Here is a 16813-nt window from a genome sequence, read left to right as displayed (position 1 = left end):
GGTATAATTTAGGTATCAAAACAAAGGAGAAATGGCTGTGGCAAGAGGGGCTAGAGACATTCAGTTACAAGAACTGAAAGATACCATTTCACAACTTAATACGACTATCTCAGCTCAGACTACAGTCATTGTTCAGCTGCAAAAAACGTTGCAGGATGCTGAAAGTCGTGAGGCAGAACATCAAAAACGTGAAGCTGTTTTGCAAGAGCAGATTGATTATCTTACTAAAAAACTTTTTGGCGCTTCCAGTGAAAGACGCCATGAAGAAATAGATGGTCAACTCAGCTTGTTTGATGAAGCTGAAGCGCTCCAATCTGATGACATCTTAGTTCCTGATGTTGAGACTATCGTCAAAGAGCATAAGCGTAAAGCTAAAACTACGCTTGAGGAAAAACTTAAAGGTATTCCTGTCGAGGAAGTCGTTGTAGATATCCCTGACGAAGATAAGATTTGTCCGCAGTGTGGTACTCCTCTTGAATACATCGGCAAGGAGCTAATTCGAAGAGAACTCGAATACATTCCAGCCAAAGTCAAGGTTAAGGAATATGTAAGTTATCATTATGGCTGTCCGGAATGTAAGAATACAGACGAGCCATATATCATAAAAGCTAAACTTGATAAGAAACCACTTATGAAGCACTCTCTCGCATCAGAATCATCTGTTGCATGGACGATATATCAGAAGTATGGCAATGCATTACCTTTATATCGTCAGGAGAAAGACTGGGAGCAGTATGGCATTGAATTAAGCCGAACCACTTTGGCTAACTGGATCATTTATTGTTCTAAACATTATTTTGATCCACTCTATCAGTTCTTCCATCGTAAGCTATTAGAAAGGAACTTCCTAATGGCTGATGAGACTCCGGTTCAAGTATTAAATGAACCTGGTCGGAGGGCTGAGTCAAAGTCCTACATGTGGGTATACCGTACAGGCGAAGATGGATTACCTCCAATAATAATGTACGGCTACTCCGAAACAAGGGCAGGAGAAAATGCCAAAAACTTCCTAAAGGGATTTGAAGGTTATCTTGAATGCGATGGTTACCAAGGTTATAACAAGGTGCCAGGTATTACAAGATGCTGCTGTTGGGCTCATGTCAGAAGATATCTGATTGATGCCATTCCAAAAGGAAAACAGTATGATTACACAAATCCCGCAGTACAGGGAGTTCAATACTGCAATAAACTCTTCGAAATCGAAGACTCAATTAATCGCAAGAAAGTCTCGTACGAAGAGCGTCACAAGCTTCGTCTGCAAAAGGAACAACCAGTTTTGGAGGCCTTTTTTGAGTGGCTTGATTCACAAAATCCAGTTAGAAACTCTAGGCTGGATAAAGCTGTGAATTATATCAATCATCGTCGTGAATTTTTAACCTCATATCTAGAGGATGGACGATGCAGCTTTTCTAATAATGCAAGTGAAAATGCCATCAGGCCTTTCACTGTTGGCAGAAAGAATTGGTTGTTTTCAGATTCTCCTGCTGGAGCAACTGCCAGTGCTACAGTTTACAGTATCGTAGAAATGGCAAAAGCTCATGAACTAAATATTTATGAATACATCAAATATATCCTGAGTCAGCGCCCATCGAAAGATTGGACTGATGAACAGTTGGAAACAATTGCTCCTTGGAATCAGGATGTAATTGAAAAATGTAAAAGATAATTGGAGTAAAATACTCGCATCCTCGCAATCCTCGCTTGGGTGCGAGAGATTTTAGGAGGGCCGCCTTTTTATTAGGCGCTTACGATTCTGAAGTTGCTGGGTGGGCTGGCGCTCTTCCTGTATGGCATGAAGCTCATGGGAGACGGCCTGCAGGCATTGGCTTCGGGAAAGATGACGCAAATACTGGAGCGTCTTACAAACAAAACAATTTATGGTGTGCTGTTAGGAGCTGGTGTCACAGCGGTGATTCAGTCATCATCGGCCACCACAGTAATGGTTATAAGCTTTGTGAATTCGGGAATCATGAGCTTGCGCCAGGCGGTTGGCGTAATCATGGGCGCCAACATCGGTACCACAGTTACATCCTGGATGCTATCCATGGTGGGAATCGAAAGCGATGCTGTGCTTATCAAAATGCTAAAGCCATCATCATTTGCACCAATACTTGCCATGATTGGCGTGGTGCTTTACATGAAGGCAAAGGAAAATGCGAAGCGCATAAACATATCCCATTTACTAATCGGATTTTCCGTGTTGATATTTGGAATGGATGCCATGAGCGCATCAATGGAGCCCCTTGCCCACAGCCCATATTTTGAGAATATGCTGGTTGCAGTTTCAAATCCACTCTTTGGAATTATTGTTGGCATGGTGTTTACTGCCATCATCCAGAGCTCATCGGCATCAGTTGGAATCCTGCAGGCACTGTCTTTGACGGGAGCAGTCAGCTTTGGCGCAGCACTTCCTATCATCCTAGGCCAGAATATCGGCACTTGCTCCACAGCGTTGCTATCATCAGTGGGAGCCAGCAAAAATGCCAGACGAGCATCCATGATTCACCTATACTTTAATGTGGTCGGTGTTACCGTATTTACGTTAGCTTTTTATGGATTAAACATGATTTTTAATTTTGAATTCCTAACGGCGGCTGTTGGTCCAGTGGCTATCGCAGTTATCCATTCAGTTTTTAACATAGGAAGCACCATGATAATTTATCCATTCTCGAAGCATCTGGTACGCCTGGCGGAATACACAGTCCCCGATGATCGTGTGAGCACAGGTTATTCCTCTTTACATAAAATTTAGATAATCATACTATAGTATCACATAGATTGATTGTTTATGTACATATGAAGGAGGTCACTATGGCTCTTGTTTACATTGTAGAAGACGACGAGAATATCAGAGAAATAGAAGAGTTTGCCCTGGCAAATGCCGGCTATCAGGTCGACAGCTTTGCCAATGGGGCAGACTTTTTTGATGTTTTAGAACACAATCTGCCCGACCTTGTCTTGCTGGATATCATGCTTCCTGATGAAAACGGGTTTGAAATAGTAAGGCAGCTTCGCTCCAGCGAAATAACTGCTGCTATTCCAGTGATTATGGTCACCGCCAAAACTGGCGAAATCGATCTGGTTCGTGGCCTGGAAACTGGTGCTGACGATTACATCAAAAAGCCATTTTCGGTGATGGAGCTCACATCCCGGGTAAAGGCTCTGCTTCGCCGCACCATGGAGGCTTCTCAGGAAATCATTACTATCGATGATCTTATCATAAATGACCAGAGGCACCAGGTGACAGTGGCTGGCCAAACTATAGAGCTCACCTACAAAGAATACGAGCTGCTGAAATACCTGGCGCTGAATCGCGGCATTGTCCTGAAACGTACACAGATAATGGACAAAATCTGGGGCATAGATTACGAGCTGGAATCTCGTACCTTGGACATGCACATAAAAACTCTCAGGACCAAGCTGGGGAGCTGCGGTAGCCTGATTCGCACTGTTCGAAACGTTGGATACGTCATTGATTGATAGGGAGGAACCATGGCACAGAAGATTTACCTTAGATTTTTGGCGCTGATTATCGCCACGGTGCTTTGCACATCCATCTGTGTGACCCTTGCCTATTATGCTCTGTTTGAGCGGCAGGTTCACCAGGATATGCAGGTAACCGCTCAGATTTTCAAAGACACAGGATTTTTTGACACCGCAGATGTGGCCGCCTTGGAGGCCAATCCAAAGTTGATGGATGCAAAACTGCGAGTTACGCTGATAGATGTTGATGGAACTGTTCTTTTTGACAATACCGTAAATGCGGAGCAGATGGACAATCATGCCAACAGGCCAGAGATTGTCAGTGCCATGGAGACTGGTTCTGGAGAGATAGAAAGGCAGTCCGATACCATGGGTCTGAAGGACTATTATTATGCCCTGCGCCTAAACGACGGTCGAATCCTTCGCATTGCCCAGGAAGTGGACGCAGTGTGGGTGGTATTTGCCAGTGGCTTGCCTCTATGTCTTAGCCTGATTTTGCTCATATCATTTGTGTGCGTGCTGGCTTCACGAATCCTTACACGTCAGCTGATGAAGCCAATTGAGGATGTGGCAGGGAAACTCAATGATGATTTTGTGGACTCACCATACCCTGAGCTTTATCCTTTTATCAGCAAAATCCGAAAGCAGCATGAAGAGGTCTTGGCGGCGGCAAAGATGCGCCAGGACTTTTCAGCCAATGTTAGCCATGAATTGAAGACTCCACTTACCGCAATCTCAGGCTATGCTCAGTTGTTGGGAGTAGATGATACACCTGCGGATAAGAGAAAGCACTTTGCTGACGAAATAGATAAGAACGCAAACAGATTGCTGTCCCTCATAGAGGACATCATTAAGCTATCCGAGCTAGACAGCGACGATAATGATGAGCAGTTTGAGACGGTGGACTTATATCAGCTTGCATCAGAGGAGCTCGAGTCCTTATCTATGTCCGCCACTCAGCGAAATATAGACATCACCTTATCGGGACAATCTACAACAGTTCGCTGCCGCCCAGATCTTATTCGTGAGATAATCGACAATCTTGTGCAAAACTCCATTCGCTACGGCAATGATGGTGGACATGTGGCAGTCTCAGTATTGGAAGAATACGGCTACAAAAAACTCATTGTTGAAGATGACGGCATCGGCATCCCTGCCGACGACCTAGACCGCGTTTTCGAACGATTCTACCGCGTCGACAAAAGCCGCTCCAAAGCCTCCGGCGGAACCGGCCTCGGCCTAGCAATCGTAAAGCACATCGTGGAAATCCACGATGCCAAAATCCAAATCGAAAGTGAACTGGGGGCAGGAACCAAGGTTACTGTGCTGATGTAAAAAGGTAGTGGGAACCTCGACGAGGTTCCCACTTTTCATTAATACTTCATGAAATATTCATTGACATACTATCAATTGATAGTATAATGATATTGCTATCAATTGATAGTAAAGGGAGCATATTAATGAATGTAGTACTATCAAAAAGTGAAGTGGCCAGCTTTCTGTCGCAGATGAAAGGTATACTGAAAGCTGATACATTTAACATAGATTCTCATTTCAGGTTAATAAAAAATTCCAAAGAAGAAATTGAATACTCGACTCCATACACTCTAATCGATTTAGAGTATGATGTTTTTGATGTTGTAAATGAGTTAAAGTCTCTAGAAGTTTCTAATTATTCCGAGTCAAAATTAGATAGAGATGATCCGGATCCACCTATATTATTAGTTTTTGGAAAGTTTATTAATGATAGGGAAATATATATCAAGATAAAATGTAGAGATATAAATGATATAGGTCAAGTTATATGCGTATCGTTTCATTATGCTAAATGGGAAATGAAATATCCATATAAATAACAGGGTTTAGTAGAGGTAGGTATTATGATGAATTGTCCAATATGCGGAAAGAATCATGAAGTAGAGCTTAAAGAAAGAAAAGCAATTACAATTATAAAAGGCTTAAAAGTAGAGTATGAAGAAAAGTATTACATCTGCCCAGATTCAAAAGGGGACAATGAATTTACAACGGGGAGCATGGAAAATGAAAATCTTTTGAATGCAAGAAATGCTTATCGCAAGCAAAAAGGCTTGCTTACTTCTTATGAGATTGTTGAGATAAGAGAGCGATATGGATTATCACAAGTAGATTTGTCACAAGTATTAGGCTGGGGAGAAGCAACAATATCTCGTTATGAGAGTAAATCTATTCAGGATGCTCCATATGACAATATTTTGAGACTGATTAAAAATAATCCATTAGTTCTATATTATTTTTATATTAGAAATAAAGAAAACTTCAATAAAAATAAAGAAGCTGTCTTCCTTGAAAGAATAAATGAAGAACTATCAAAGCATGGAAGAGAAAACATTGCTCGCAACAAACTTGAAAGCTTTTATTTAAACTATATGGAACCATCTATTACAAATGGGTTTCAGGTATTAAATATTGATAAATTAGAATTAGTAATTAACTATCTAGCGAAGCATGTGAAGTACTTGTATAAGGTGAAACTAATGAAAATGCTTTGGTATACTGATATCCTATTTTATCAGAAGAATAAAAAATCTCTGACAGGTCTTGTGTATCAGCATGCAAATATGGGGGCGCTTCCAATAGGTCACGATGCTATTTTGCAACTGGATAATGTTGTTTTCGAAGAAGAGCTTGCAGAGGATTATGATAATGTGCGATACCATATAATGTACAACGAAAAGCTTGATTTAAAAACTTTGTCAAATGATGAGAAGAGCATTATTGATTCTGTTATAACGAAATTTGATACGATGAAAACGAAAGATGTAGTTGATTATATGCATGCAGAAGAGGCATATAAAAAGACCAAGGATGGGGAAATAATAGATTATAATTGGGCTGAATTAATTCAGTTTTAGAACAAGGTAGTGGGAACCAAACGGTTCCCACTTTTAATTAATTCAATATTGCAATCATCAGATTTAAATAAGCTGCAAAGGTGCACCACAGTAGATAAGGGACAAACATCAATGTGGCTTTCCAGCATACCTTAGAAGTCTTCCATATCATCACGATAATCATCACCCAAAGGATCATCAGCCAAATGAAGGCTAGTGTATATTGGCCTGCGTTGAAAAATATCAGCGACCATACAAAGTTGAAGCATAGCTGGATGAAGTAAACTATCATCGCTATACACTTGGCGCTTTTCTTTTCTGCAGTATCTGCAGGTGCAAGCAACAAAAAATAGCTTCCGAGCCCCATCAGTATATAAAGAATGGTCCAGGCTATAGGAAACAGCCAAGCCGGCGGCGCAAGTGGCGGCTGTATCATCACTTGGTAAGAATCCATGGCATTTCCTGTAAGTAATGCACTGATTCCTCCAACAATCAGCGGCAAAGCAACCATAGGAACAAATCTTAATATTTTCTGTGGGCAAGTTAATTCCTCGTTCATAAAAACCTCCTCAATGAAAGTGTTATTAGATACAAGTTAAATATGCACTAGGCAGGTATAAGCTATGTAAAGTGAAATTAATTTTAGACATCTTACATAAACTTTAGTTTGCCATTCTATAATGTCAGCATGATGATAATTACAATTTTAATTTTATTAGTAGGATTCGCGCTACTCGTGCTAGGCGCCAACAAATTTGTAGATGGTAGCGCCGCACTGGCGAAGAATTTTAAAGTATCAGGACTGATTATTGGACTCACGATAGTGGCCTGTGGTACCAGCGCTCCGGAGCTGGCCGTCAGCGTCACAGCGGCTGCAGAAAAATCAAGCGAGATTGCACTGAGCAACATTATCGGTTCCAATATGTTCAATATGCTTGGTATCCTTGGTATCTGCGCTGTAATGTCCCCATTGGTGGTAGAGAAAGGAATCATCAAAAGAGACTTTACAGTTGCAGCAGTGTCAACGCTGGCGGTGTTTGTGGCGATTGGCGGATTTTCCATAATCAGCCACTTCAAATCAACTGGCCCTGTTGTCACAGAAAATGTTGCAACAATTTCAGGCCTTGGCGGAGCTGGACTTTTACTTTCATACATCCTATACGTTGCCTGGATACTCATGAAAGAAAAGAATAGTGCCCTGGAGGACATGTCCAGTGTCAGATCATACTCCAACAGGCAATGTGCAGTATTTATAATCGCAGGCCTTATCATGATAATCGTCGGAGGCAAGCTTGTAGTATACAGCGCCAAAACGCTAGCCCTTCAGGCTGGTATGTCAGAAACCTTAGTAGGACTTACAATTGTAGCCATCGGCACATCCCTCCCTGAGCTGGTCACTTCCATCATCGCCACCCGAAAAGGCCAGCTAGGTATCGCCTTGGGAAATGTCCTTGGCTCAAATATCTTCAACCTGCTATTCATCCTCGGAGTCTCAGCGATAATCTCGCCTGTAGCGGTCAACGTCGCCTCAGTATATGACCTTCTGATACTGTTGGTAATTACAATCATCTCCTGGGGCTATGCCTTCACCGAAAGAAAAATCACGAGAAAAGAAGGTCTGATAATGATCTTCATGTATGTAATGACTGTAGGTTATGCAGCCATGCGAATTTAATATTGAAATGATAAATTGCAATAGAGAATAGAAGCTATGACGTATTGTTCGAATAGCAGCACCCAATTTTGTTACTATTTAACAAAATGTGCGCAACCGTTTGCAAAACCGATTCTATTGTGATAGCTTGATAGAAGACCACAGTATTAGGGGGAAACTATGGGTTATACATTAGATAAAATAGCAAAAGAATTGGGGCTTTCCAAAACAACAGTATCCAGAGCTATCTCTGGCAAAGGCAGAATTTCCGAGGAAACCAGGGCAAAGGTAAACGCCTTCATAAAAGAAATAAATTACAGACCTAGCGCCGTTGCCAGGTCTTTGGCAGCTAGCCGCACATTCAATGTGGGGCTGGTTTTTCCTGCCGATTCAGCTCTCGGCGAGATGCCATATTTCCAGACTCTCATGACAGGTGTCTGCGACAGAGCCATGGAATACGAATACGACGTTCTTATCATTCTTGCAGATAACGACGGCATTTCAGCGTTGAAGCACGCAGTGCGCAACAAAAAAATCGACGCTGTAATGGTCAGCCGTTGCGAGCAGGATTCTAAAGTTATCAATTTCCTAAAAGATGCAGCAATTCCATACCTCGTAGTGGGAGACCCAATGGAGCCAGGTGTTCCTTTCATCGATCATGATAATGAGGGGGCAGCCACACGCATGATTGAAACACTTATCGACAAGGGCATCACTCGTATGGCCCTTATTGGTGGTGGCGAAAATATCAACGTTACTCACAGCCGTTTGGCAGGTTTCCGTCAGGGCTTTATTAATCGTGGAATGAAGGCTGATGAAAATCAGATTTATCTAAATATGCACAAAAGCGACCGCATGGACAAAGTCTTGAAGACTGCTATTTCAGAGGGGGCCGAGTGCATTGTTTGCATGGATGACATGCTTTGCAATTCAGTTCTAAATTGTCTGCACAACGATGGTTTATCTGTTCCAGAGGACATTAAGCTGTGCAGCTTTTACGATTCAAATTTACTATCTACATCAAAACCATCCATCACCAGCTTGTACTTCGACGCAAAGAAGCTGGGGGCTGAGGGCTTGTCTATGCTTATGCGCAACCTTGATGGAGAAGATGTCACAAATCTCACACTTTCCGACTTTAATATCCAAATGCGAGACAGTACAAATTAGTAATATTCACAAAAATGTCATAAAATAGTTGTCGGAAATGCTTAATTGACGAAAAACGACAGAAGCATTACGATTATGTATGTAGAACAACCGATTGCGCAATTTCACAATCGAAGAGTATAAAAAAGAGAAGAAAATGAAGAAAATGGAGGCAGAGGTTAATGAAGAAGAAGTTATTATCAGCACTTCTTGTTTCAGCAATGGCTACATCAGCTTTTGTTGGATGCGGGGGCGCAGCAGAAGAGACTACAGCTGAGACAGGTTCAACAACAGAGGAATCTACAGAAGCTACAGAGGAAGCATCATCTGAGGATGCTATCGCAAATCTTATCGCTGCAACAGAAGGCACAGTAAACATCGAGCTTTGGTGCTCAGAGACAGAGGAATATCAGACAGTTATGAAAGAGCGTTGCGACGCTTTCGAAGCTGAGTATCCCGATGTAGATTTTAATATCACAATCGGTGCCGTATCAGAAGCTGATATGAAGGATCGTGTACTTGAGGATGTTGAGGCAGCAGCTGATGTTTATGTATTCCCAGACGATCAGCTTGAGGCACTTGTTAAGGCAGGCGCTCTTAACGAAGTAGCAGCTCAGTACACATATGACATGAACGAAACAGACACACCAGCAACAGTTGAGGCTGGACAGTACGATGGCAAGCAGTATGGCTATCCATTCACAGCATCAAACGGTTATTTCTTATACTATGATTCAACACAGCTTTCAGAGGAAGATGTAGCTTCTTGGGAAGCACTTACAGCTAAGGCTGAGGAGCTTGGCAAGGAAGTTGGTTTCGAAGTAGCAAACGGCTGGTATCTATACGGTATCTTCCAGGGCGCTGGATGTACACTTACAGAAAATGAAGATCAGTCAAACAACTGCGACTGGAACTCTGAGACAGGTCTTGCAGCTGCAGAATCACTTCAGAGCATCGCATCTTCAAGTGCATTCAAGAGCTATGGCAACGATGATCTTCTTGCAAACCTCAACGATGGCAAGGTTGTAGCATACGTTTCTGGTACATGGAATGTTAATGCATTCTCAGAGGCTTATGGCGATGGCTATGCAGCAACAAAGCTTCCAACATTCCAGGTTAACGGCGAAGACAAGCAGATGGCTTCATACTCTGGATACAAATATGTAGGTGTTAACGCATACGCAGAGAACACAGGTTGGTCAATGCTTCTTGCTGAGTACCTTACAAACGCTGAGACACAGGAAGCTGTATACGCAGCTACAGGCGAAGGCCCTTCAAACACAGAGGCACTTAAAGAAGCTTCATCTCCAGCACTTGATGCACTTGCAGCTCAGTCAGAATTCGCAGAGCTTCAGAGAGTTGGCAGCAACTACTGGACACCAGCAGAGTCACTTGGAAAGAACATCCTCGACGGCAAAGTAAGTCAGGAAGTTCTTGATGATGCAGTAGCAGGAATCACTCAACCAGTAGAATAGCAATAATGCTTTTTCGGGCTTCTCCGAATGGAGAAGCCCTTTTATAAATCAGAGGAATAATCTATGAAGAAAATTGGCAACTATTTTAAAGACTTTTTCACATCCATAGCCAAAGGCGACATCTGGGTCAAGCTCTCTCTTTTGATTATGGGTGCTGGATATTTCGGACGAAAACAAATAGCCCGCGGAATACTGATGACTTTGCTTGAGGTAGGAGTAATCGCCTCAATTTTTCGCGTTTTCGCCCCATACATGTCAAAGCTTTCAACTCTTGGCACAGTCCAAAGAGAGGAAATCTTTGATCCATTAACTATGCAAAAAACAGTAAATGACTTTGATAACTCGCTGTTGATTCTTCTTTACGGAATCATCGGAATCCTTGTTATCATCGCATTTCTGGCACTATATATTGCAAATATCAAGACTGTTTATCGTCTTCAAAAGATGCAGGAAGAGGGAGAACACTTAAGTACATTTAAGGAAGATATCGCGAGCTTCAAAAACGAGCGCTTCCACATCACTCTTCTTACATTGCCAAGTATTGGAGTAATTCTCATCAACATTATTCCAATCCTATTCATGGTAGGTATCGCATTTACGAATTACGATGAGAACCATCAGCCACCAACATATCTTTTCACATGGGTTGGATTCAAGAACTTTGTAAACCTCTTTACAACCAGCCAGACCATCACATTTGGCTACGCGTTTGTAAGAGTTTTGGTTTGGACATTAATCTGGGCTGTCCTTGCAACAGCAACAACATTCCTTGGTGGAATCCTTTTGGCTCAGTTCATCAATCACGAAGATACAAAGCTCAAGGGCATGTGGAGAACACTTTTTGTTATCACAATCGGTATTCCACAGTTCGTTACATTGCTTCTTATCAGTAAGATGTTTGGTGATTATGGTATCGTAAATACGTTTTGTGCTAACGTAGGTATTCTTGATTTCTTCAAGAATATCGGACTACTAAACGCAGGCGATGCCTTCATCCCATTTTTGTCACGACCAGGCTGGGCCCACGTGACCATCATCCTGGTAAATATCTGGGTTGGTATTCCATATCAGATGCTTGTTGCAACAGGTATCCTTATGAATATCCCATCAGACCAGATTGAATCAGCAAAAATCGATGGCGCCAACAAATTCCAGATTTTCTGGAAGATTACAATGCCATACGTAATGTTCATCACCGGCCCATCATTAATCCAGTCAGTAATTGCAAATATTAACAACTTCAACGTTATATATTTGCTTACATACAACTACAAGACAACAAATATGTCTATGGCAAACTCACATGCCACCGAAGTTGACCTGCTCATCACCTGGCTATTCAGACTGACAAACGAGTACTCAAACTTCAAGATGGCATCAGTTATCGGTATCATAACATTCATAGTTTGTGCAGCCCTTTCACTTCTTACTTTCTCAAGAATGATAGGTGGAGATAAAGAGGGGGTATATAGATAATGAAAAAAATAGGTAAAATTATCGGAAGACACGTATTTTTAGCTATCTTGGCTTTTATTTGGCTGATACCAGTTTTCTGGCTGGTTGTCACCACCTTCAGCACACAAAAGGGAATCAACACAAACCACTTTTTCCCTGCACACTGGACACTTGCCAACTATCACCAGCTGTTCTTTGAACCAGATTCAACCGCCAACTTCCCAGCATGGTTCAAAAACTCCATGATAATCGGTGTATTCAGCTGCCTTGTTTCATCTATTTTTGTAATCATGACCGCATATGCGTTTTCATTCATCGAGTTCAAAGGTAGAAAGAAGCTCATGAGCTTTTCATTGATCCTCGGCATGTTCCCTGGCGTACTTTCAATGATTGCCATGTACTTCATCCTGAAGATGCTTGGCCTGACAGATAGCGTGGTAGGTTTGATTATCCTTTACTCAGGAGCATCAGGACTTGGCTATCTGATTTTGAAGGGCTTCTTCGATACAATTCCAGTATCTTTGCACGAAGCAGCAAAGCTTGAGGGCGCATCGGAAGCCACCATCTTCGCTAAAATTGTGGTGCCACTTTCAAAGCCAATGATTGTTTACACTGTAATCAATTCCTTCCTGAATCCATGGATGGATTTCGTTATGGTTCGTTTGATGATTAAGTCAAAGGATGCATCAGACTGGACAATGGCCCTTGGCCTTTTCAATCTTTTGCAGAGAGCACTTGTTAACCAGTACTTCACATACTTCTGCTGCGGTGGACTAATGATTGCCGTACCAATCTCTATTTTGTTCATCATCATGCAGAAATTCTACGTTGAGGGTGTAACCGGCGGAGCAGTCAAAGGATAGCAGTGATAATATAATATGGTTAAGCTACAGAAATATGTGTATAATAAACTATGATTGGGATTCCAGTCATAGTTTTTTATTATAGAGAAAATAGGAAGAGAACATGAAAAAGGTATTTAGTAGTTTTAAAAATTGGACAGTAAATTTATCGCTGAAAGACAAAATCCTGGCTATTCTTTGTCTTATCGTTTTGTTCGCTTGCGCAGTCCTTACCATGACCTACGGTCGTACGGTGGTAAATTCAGATATGGCCATTGCCAGCTTGTTTGCAGATTCATTTTACAAGCATCACAACTTTTTCTCTGGCACATGGAGCTATGCCAACGGAGATATTTGGACACTGTATCCAACAGTAGGTATTTTGTCGATACTGGTACATCCATTTCTTGGCGCTGGTGATGTTGCCCGTACAATTGTGGTCGTTATCCAGATGATCCTCGGCGCCGTAGCACTTGGAGCTCTTTCTAAGAAATATTTCAAAGACGAATCATGGATGCTAATGGTTCCTCTTGGAACAATGTATTTGTTTGGAATCGCAGTGTATGTTCTTTATGATGGTTGCTATGGCGATTTCATCATTTGGCAGCCATTAGTGTGCATGCTTTTTATCAATGCTTACAGAAAGTACGCTGAGGGCAAGCTGTTTTCAGTGAAGCTTGCAGTTTATATGGTGATACTTTACATCCTTTCAGTTCGTGGCCCACGTACCCTTGCAGATTTTGCACTACCTATGATTATGACAGTGGTAGTTATGGTCTACATCCGTGCAGCAGAACGCAAGTCAGTGATTTGGAAGACAGATTTGAAGGATGCGATATATTGGATTTTTGCCAATGCCATCCCAGCTGTGCTAGGACTTATCACATACAATTGGCTTGCTACATGGCACAACATCAACAATGTCAAAGAATCACTCATGGTATTCTCGGGCTCAATGTCTGATGTATGGAACGGTTTAATCAAAACTGTTCTTTACTATTTTGAGGTGTTTGGTTTCCAGGCTGATGTTTCAGTGTCATCCATGACAGGCCTCCGCAACTTTGTATCAATTGTAATGTGTGCAATTGTTTGCATTGTCGTTCCAATTCTTCAAGGTCGCAAAATCTTAAAAGAAACAAAGACTATTCAGTTTATATATTTTTATGCAATGCTTCATAATCTTGTGATGCTTCTTTGCGGTGTTTTCTTTGATTTCGTAATCAAGTATCACATGACATCATCCGTTGTTCTTTTTGTTATTGTTTCAGCTAGATATATCTATGTCTACTGGATTAAACAGGAAAACGAAGTTCGAGGCTATGCATGGATAGTCCTCTTTGTTGTGGCTTCACTTATTGAGTGCGTAGCTATGCTTTCAAATGTCAGTGGTTGGAAGAATCGATTGGAAGCACAGGAAAAGGTGTCTGACGTTTTAGAAGACCATGGCCTTACAAAGGGATATGCAACATTCTGGAACGCATATGCGAATCAGTTATACTCAGATGACAAAGTTCGCATCGGCGGCATCACAGTTGAGCAGAATCGCCTTCAGGAGTACTGGTGGCTTGTTGATAATTCTATCTACGAACCAGAGGAAACACAGTCCTTCATTATGCTTACAGATGAAGAGCTTGCCGGCGAGTATAATTACGACACCATCCTTTATGGTTATGAGCAGCCAATAGATGAGTTCGTTATCGAAGATGCCCTTTGCTACAACGATGTCCGTGGTGAATACAGAACAAACTTAAATGTATACGTATATGCGGATGACTATGCAAAATACCTCGTCAACGGCAGCAACGATGGCGTTGTCGAGCCAAAGGAAATGTTCTTCAACGGCATGGGTACTATCGACGACAGTCAGGTTGCACTTACAAACGGCGGTCTGATCTTTGGACCATACTCAAGCCTTGATAAAGGCGAATACATCGTTTCATACAATGGTGGTGGCCTTTCAAACTGCGAAGTTGAAATCCTTTCAGAAAACAACCCAGGTGACTATAGCTTCGAAGTAGTATCTACATCAGATACAGTTATAACTGTTAAGCTTACAGTTAACTCCCGTGTTGAAGGAATCCAATATCGTATTTCCAATAATACAGATGAACTTGCAATTGTGTTGAATATAACAGTTGATAGGGAATAAATATGAAAATCATTGATTACAAGAATTCATTGGTGGATAGCTATAAAAAGAATAAGCGTACTTTCATTTTTTATTTGATTTTACGTGGACTTGTTATACTTACACTTATCAGATGCATTCTGACTAAGAATTATGAAAGTGCGGCAATATGTATATTGTCGCTACTTTTGTTTTTGATGCCTGCATTCTTGCAGCAGAAAATGAAGATAGAGTTTCCAGCAGTTTTCCAGGCCATCATTTTTGGCTTTATATACGCAGCTGAAATTCTTGGTGAAGTGAATCATTACTATGTGATTATCCCCGGCTGGGACACCATGCTTCATACAATGAATGGATTTTTGTGTGCAGCCATTGGATTCTCACTGATTTATTTACTGAATCGTGGCAGCAAACACTTTAATCTGTCTCCATTTTATCTTACACTTGTAGCCTTTTGCTTTTCTATGACTGTAGGAGTAATTTGGGAATTCTTCGAGTTCACTATGGATTATTTCTTTTATTTAGATATGCAAAAGGACTTCGTAGTTCAAACCATTGGCTCAGTCACGCTTGATCCAAACAACAGTGGCATGCCATTCATTATTTCAAATATCACAGACACTGTAATTAACACAGCTGATGGCCAGTCTTACACAGTACCTGGCGGCTATCTTGATATTGGCATCATCGACACCATGAAGGACCTTCTAGTAAACCTGGTTGGAGCAGTAGCCTTCAGCATTATTGGTTACACCACCCTCAAGTTCTCTAAAAAGTCAGCTATAGCTGACAATCTCATGATAAAGCCAGTGGATGGGCAGGAGGATAATTCTAAAACTTTCTAAAGTACTACACATTAAATTTGCATTCATCCATTAATTTGTAGTATCATTCATAAGTGCTTGAATTAAATCTAAGGAGGTTTATTATGGCAGAAACACAGCAGAAAAAAGGAAGTAAGAAATTTATTATAATTGCGATATTGGTTGTAATTGCAGCAGCTGCAGGCGCAGCATTTTATTTCTTAAATGCTCCAAAGACAATGGATATCAACGATTATGTTTCAGTTCAGTTCACTGGATATGACTCAATGGGAACAGCCACAGTCACATTTGATAATGAGGAATTCTTGTATGATTTCGCACAGAATGCAAAATTAGATGCAAAGATTCAGCGCGAGGCTGACAAGCAGCGCCTCGAGGATCCACTTGATATTTTCAAGGAAGGTTCATTTGCAGATCTTGACTTACAGTCACGCATCACATACGAGCTCAACGCTTCAACAGACCTTTCAAATGGCGATGATGTAGTTCTTTCATGGAGCATTGATGAGGATTATATTACAAAGCATTATGGCATCAAGCTTGTATCAGATGCTCAGGAGCTTTCAGTAGTTGGCCTTGCAGATGTAGTTACATTCAATCCTTTCGATGACTTGAAGGTTACATTCTCAGGAAATGATGGCGAGGGTGTTTGTGAGCTTGAAATCACATCTGATGATGATATCTACGAAGGCATCACATTCCGTGCAGATGTTACAACAGGTCTTTCAAATGGAGATAAGGTTACAGTTACATACGGACCAAACTTTGGTAAGGACTTGCAGACATACTGCGCACAGAACTTCGGTTTAATTCCTGATCCAGTTACAATGGAATATAAGGTTTCAGGTTTGAAATAATAGTCATTACCTATATTATTAAACTAAATATGTGTTATAATACGGTATCATGGGCTTAGAGCCCGGGTACCGTATT

General features: G+C 41.4%; 14 protein-coding genes and 1 pseudogene. 14 read left to right on the top strand and 1 reads right to left on the bottom strand.

All coding sequences use genetic code 11. The annotated features are described in order from the left end of the window. The first annotated feature begins 37 nt into the window (after window positions 1-37). The 6 genes and pseudogenes from tnpC to CRN97_RS06735 all read left to right on the top strand — a co-directional run bounded on the left by tnpC (window position 38) and on the right by CRN97_RS06735 (window position 6374). Complete coding sequence (tnpC, locus tag CRN97_RS06760) at window positions 38-1666, top strand: IS66 family transposase (protein WP_097076445.1); 1629 nt, start codon at window positions 38-40, stop codon at window positions 1664-1666. An 84-nt stretch (window positions 1667-1750) separates the two neighbouring features. Beyond that, window positions 1751-2713, top strand: a pseudogene (locus tag CRN97_RS06755) (Na/Pi cotransporter family protein); the annotation flags it as partial. A 98-nt stretch (window positions 2714-2811) separates the two neighbouring features. Next, on the top strand, window positions 2812-3480 hold the full coding sequence (locus tag CRN97_RS06750; protein ID WP_097076316.1) for a response regulator transcription factor: 669 nt from the start codon (window positions 2812-2814) through the stop codon (window positions 3478-3480). Between the two features lie 12 nt (window positions 3481-3492). Further along, window positions 3493-4818, top strand: a complete 1326-nt coding sequence (locus CRN97_RS06745) for a sensor histidine kinase (RefSeq protein WP_097076315.1) — start codon at window positions 3493-3495, stop codon at window positions 4816-4818. A 125-nt stretch (window positions 4819-4943) separates the two neighbouring features. Beyond that, entirely contained in the window at window positions 4944-5339 is a 396-nt protein-coding gene (locus tag CRN97_RS06740; protein WP_097076314.1) for a hypothetical protein, read from the top strand. Window positions 5340-5363: 24 nt separating this feature from the next. Continuing rightward, window positions 5364-6374, top strand: a complete 1011-nt coding sequence (locus CRN97_RS06735; RefSeq protein ID WP_097076313.1) for a type II TA system antitoxin MqsA family protein — start codon at window positions 5364-5366, stop codon at window positions 6372-6374. Between the two features lie 37 nt (window positions 6375-6411). On the opposite strand, the gene CRN97_RS06730 is transcribed toward CRN97_RS06735, so the two are convergent. After that, window positions 6412-6912: a TspO/MBR family protein gene (locus tag CRN97_RS06730; RefSeq protein WP_097076312.1), complete on the bottom strand. Its 501-nt coding sequence runs from the start codon at window positions 6910-6912 to the stop codon at window positions 6412-6414. A gap of 129 nt (window positions 6913-7041) precedes the next feature. Here CRN97_RS06730 and CRN97_RS06725 point away from each other — a divergent pair, with 129 nt between their 5' ends. The 8 genes from CRN97_RS06725 to CRN97_RS06690 all read left to right on the top strand — a co-directional run bounded on the left by CRN97_RS06725 (window position 7042) and on the right by CRN97_RS06690 (window position 16737). Further along, on the top strand, window positions 7042-8028 hold the full coding sequence (locus CRN97_RS06725; protein ID WP_242962026.1) for a calcium/sodium antiporter: 987 nt from the start codon (window positions 7042-7044) through the stop codon (window positions 8026-8028). A 159-nt stretch (window positions 8029-8187) separates the two neighbouring features. Then, window positions 8188-9177: a LacI family DNA-binding transcriptional regulator gene (locus tag CRN97_RS06720; RefSeq protein ID WP_097076311.1), complete on the top strand. Its 990-nt coding sequence runs from the start codon at window positions 8188-8190 to the stop codon at window positions 9175-9177. 161 nt (window positions 9178-9338) lie between these two features. Beyond that, the gene (locus CRN97_RS06715) at window positions 9339-10631 is read left to right on the top strand and encodes an extracellular solute-binding protein (RefSeq protein WP_097076310.1); all 1293 of its coding nucleotides are present in this window, start codon (window positions 9339-9341) and stop codon (window positions 10629-10631) included. A gap of 63 nt (window positions 10632-10694) precedes the next feature. Continuing rightward, window positions 10695-12107, top strand: coding sequence for a carbohydrate ABC transporter permease (locus CRN97_RS06710; RefSeq protein ID WP_097076309.1), 1413 nt, complete (start codon window positions 10695-10697; stop codon window positions 12105-12107). Continuing rightward, on the top strand, window positions 12107-12949 hold the full coding sequence (locus tag CRN97_RS06705; RefSeq protein ID WP_330400097.1) for a sugar ABC transporter permease: 843 nt from the start codon (window positions 12107-12109) through the stop codon (window positions 12947-12949). Before CRN97_RS06710 ends, CRN97_RS06705 begins: the two co-directional genes overlap by 1 nt. Before the next feature lie 103 nt (window positions 12950-13052). Further along, entirely contained in the window at window positions 13053-15077 is a 2025-nt protein-coding gene (locus CRN97_RS06700) for a hypothetical protein (protein WP_097076307.1), read from the top strand. A gap of 2 nt (window positions 15078-15079) precedes the next feature. Then, window positions 15080-15901 (top strand): hypothetical protein, encoded by an 822-nt coding sequence (locus tag CRN97_RS06695; RefSeq protein ID WP_074789835.1) that lies wholly within the window; start codon window positions 15080-15082, stop codon window positions 15899-15901. An 83-nt stretch (window positions 15902-15984) separates the two neighbouring features. Continuing rightward, window positions 15985-16737: a hypothetical protein gene (locus CRN97_RS06690; RefSeq protein ID WP_074789836.1), complete on the top strand. Its 753-nt coding sequence runs from the start codon at window positions 15985-15987 to the stop codon at window positions 16735-16737. Window positions 16738-16813 lie beyond the last annotated feature (76 nt).

The organism is Pseudobutyrivibrio ruminis DSM 9787, assembly GCF_900218035.1.
Taxonomy (GTDB): Bacteria; Bacillota; Clostridia; order Lachnospirales; family Lachnospiraceae; genus Pseudobutyrivibrio; species Pseudobutyrivibrio ruminis.
Note: the sequence above shows the minus strand (reverse complement) of the source record. Positions and strands in the feature narration are given on the sequence as shown.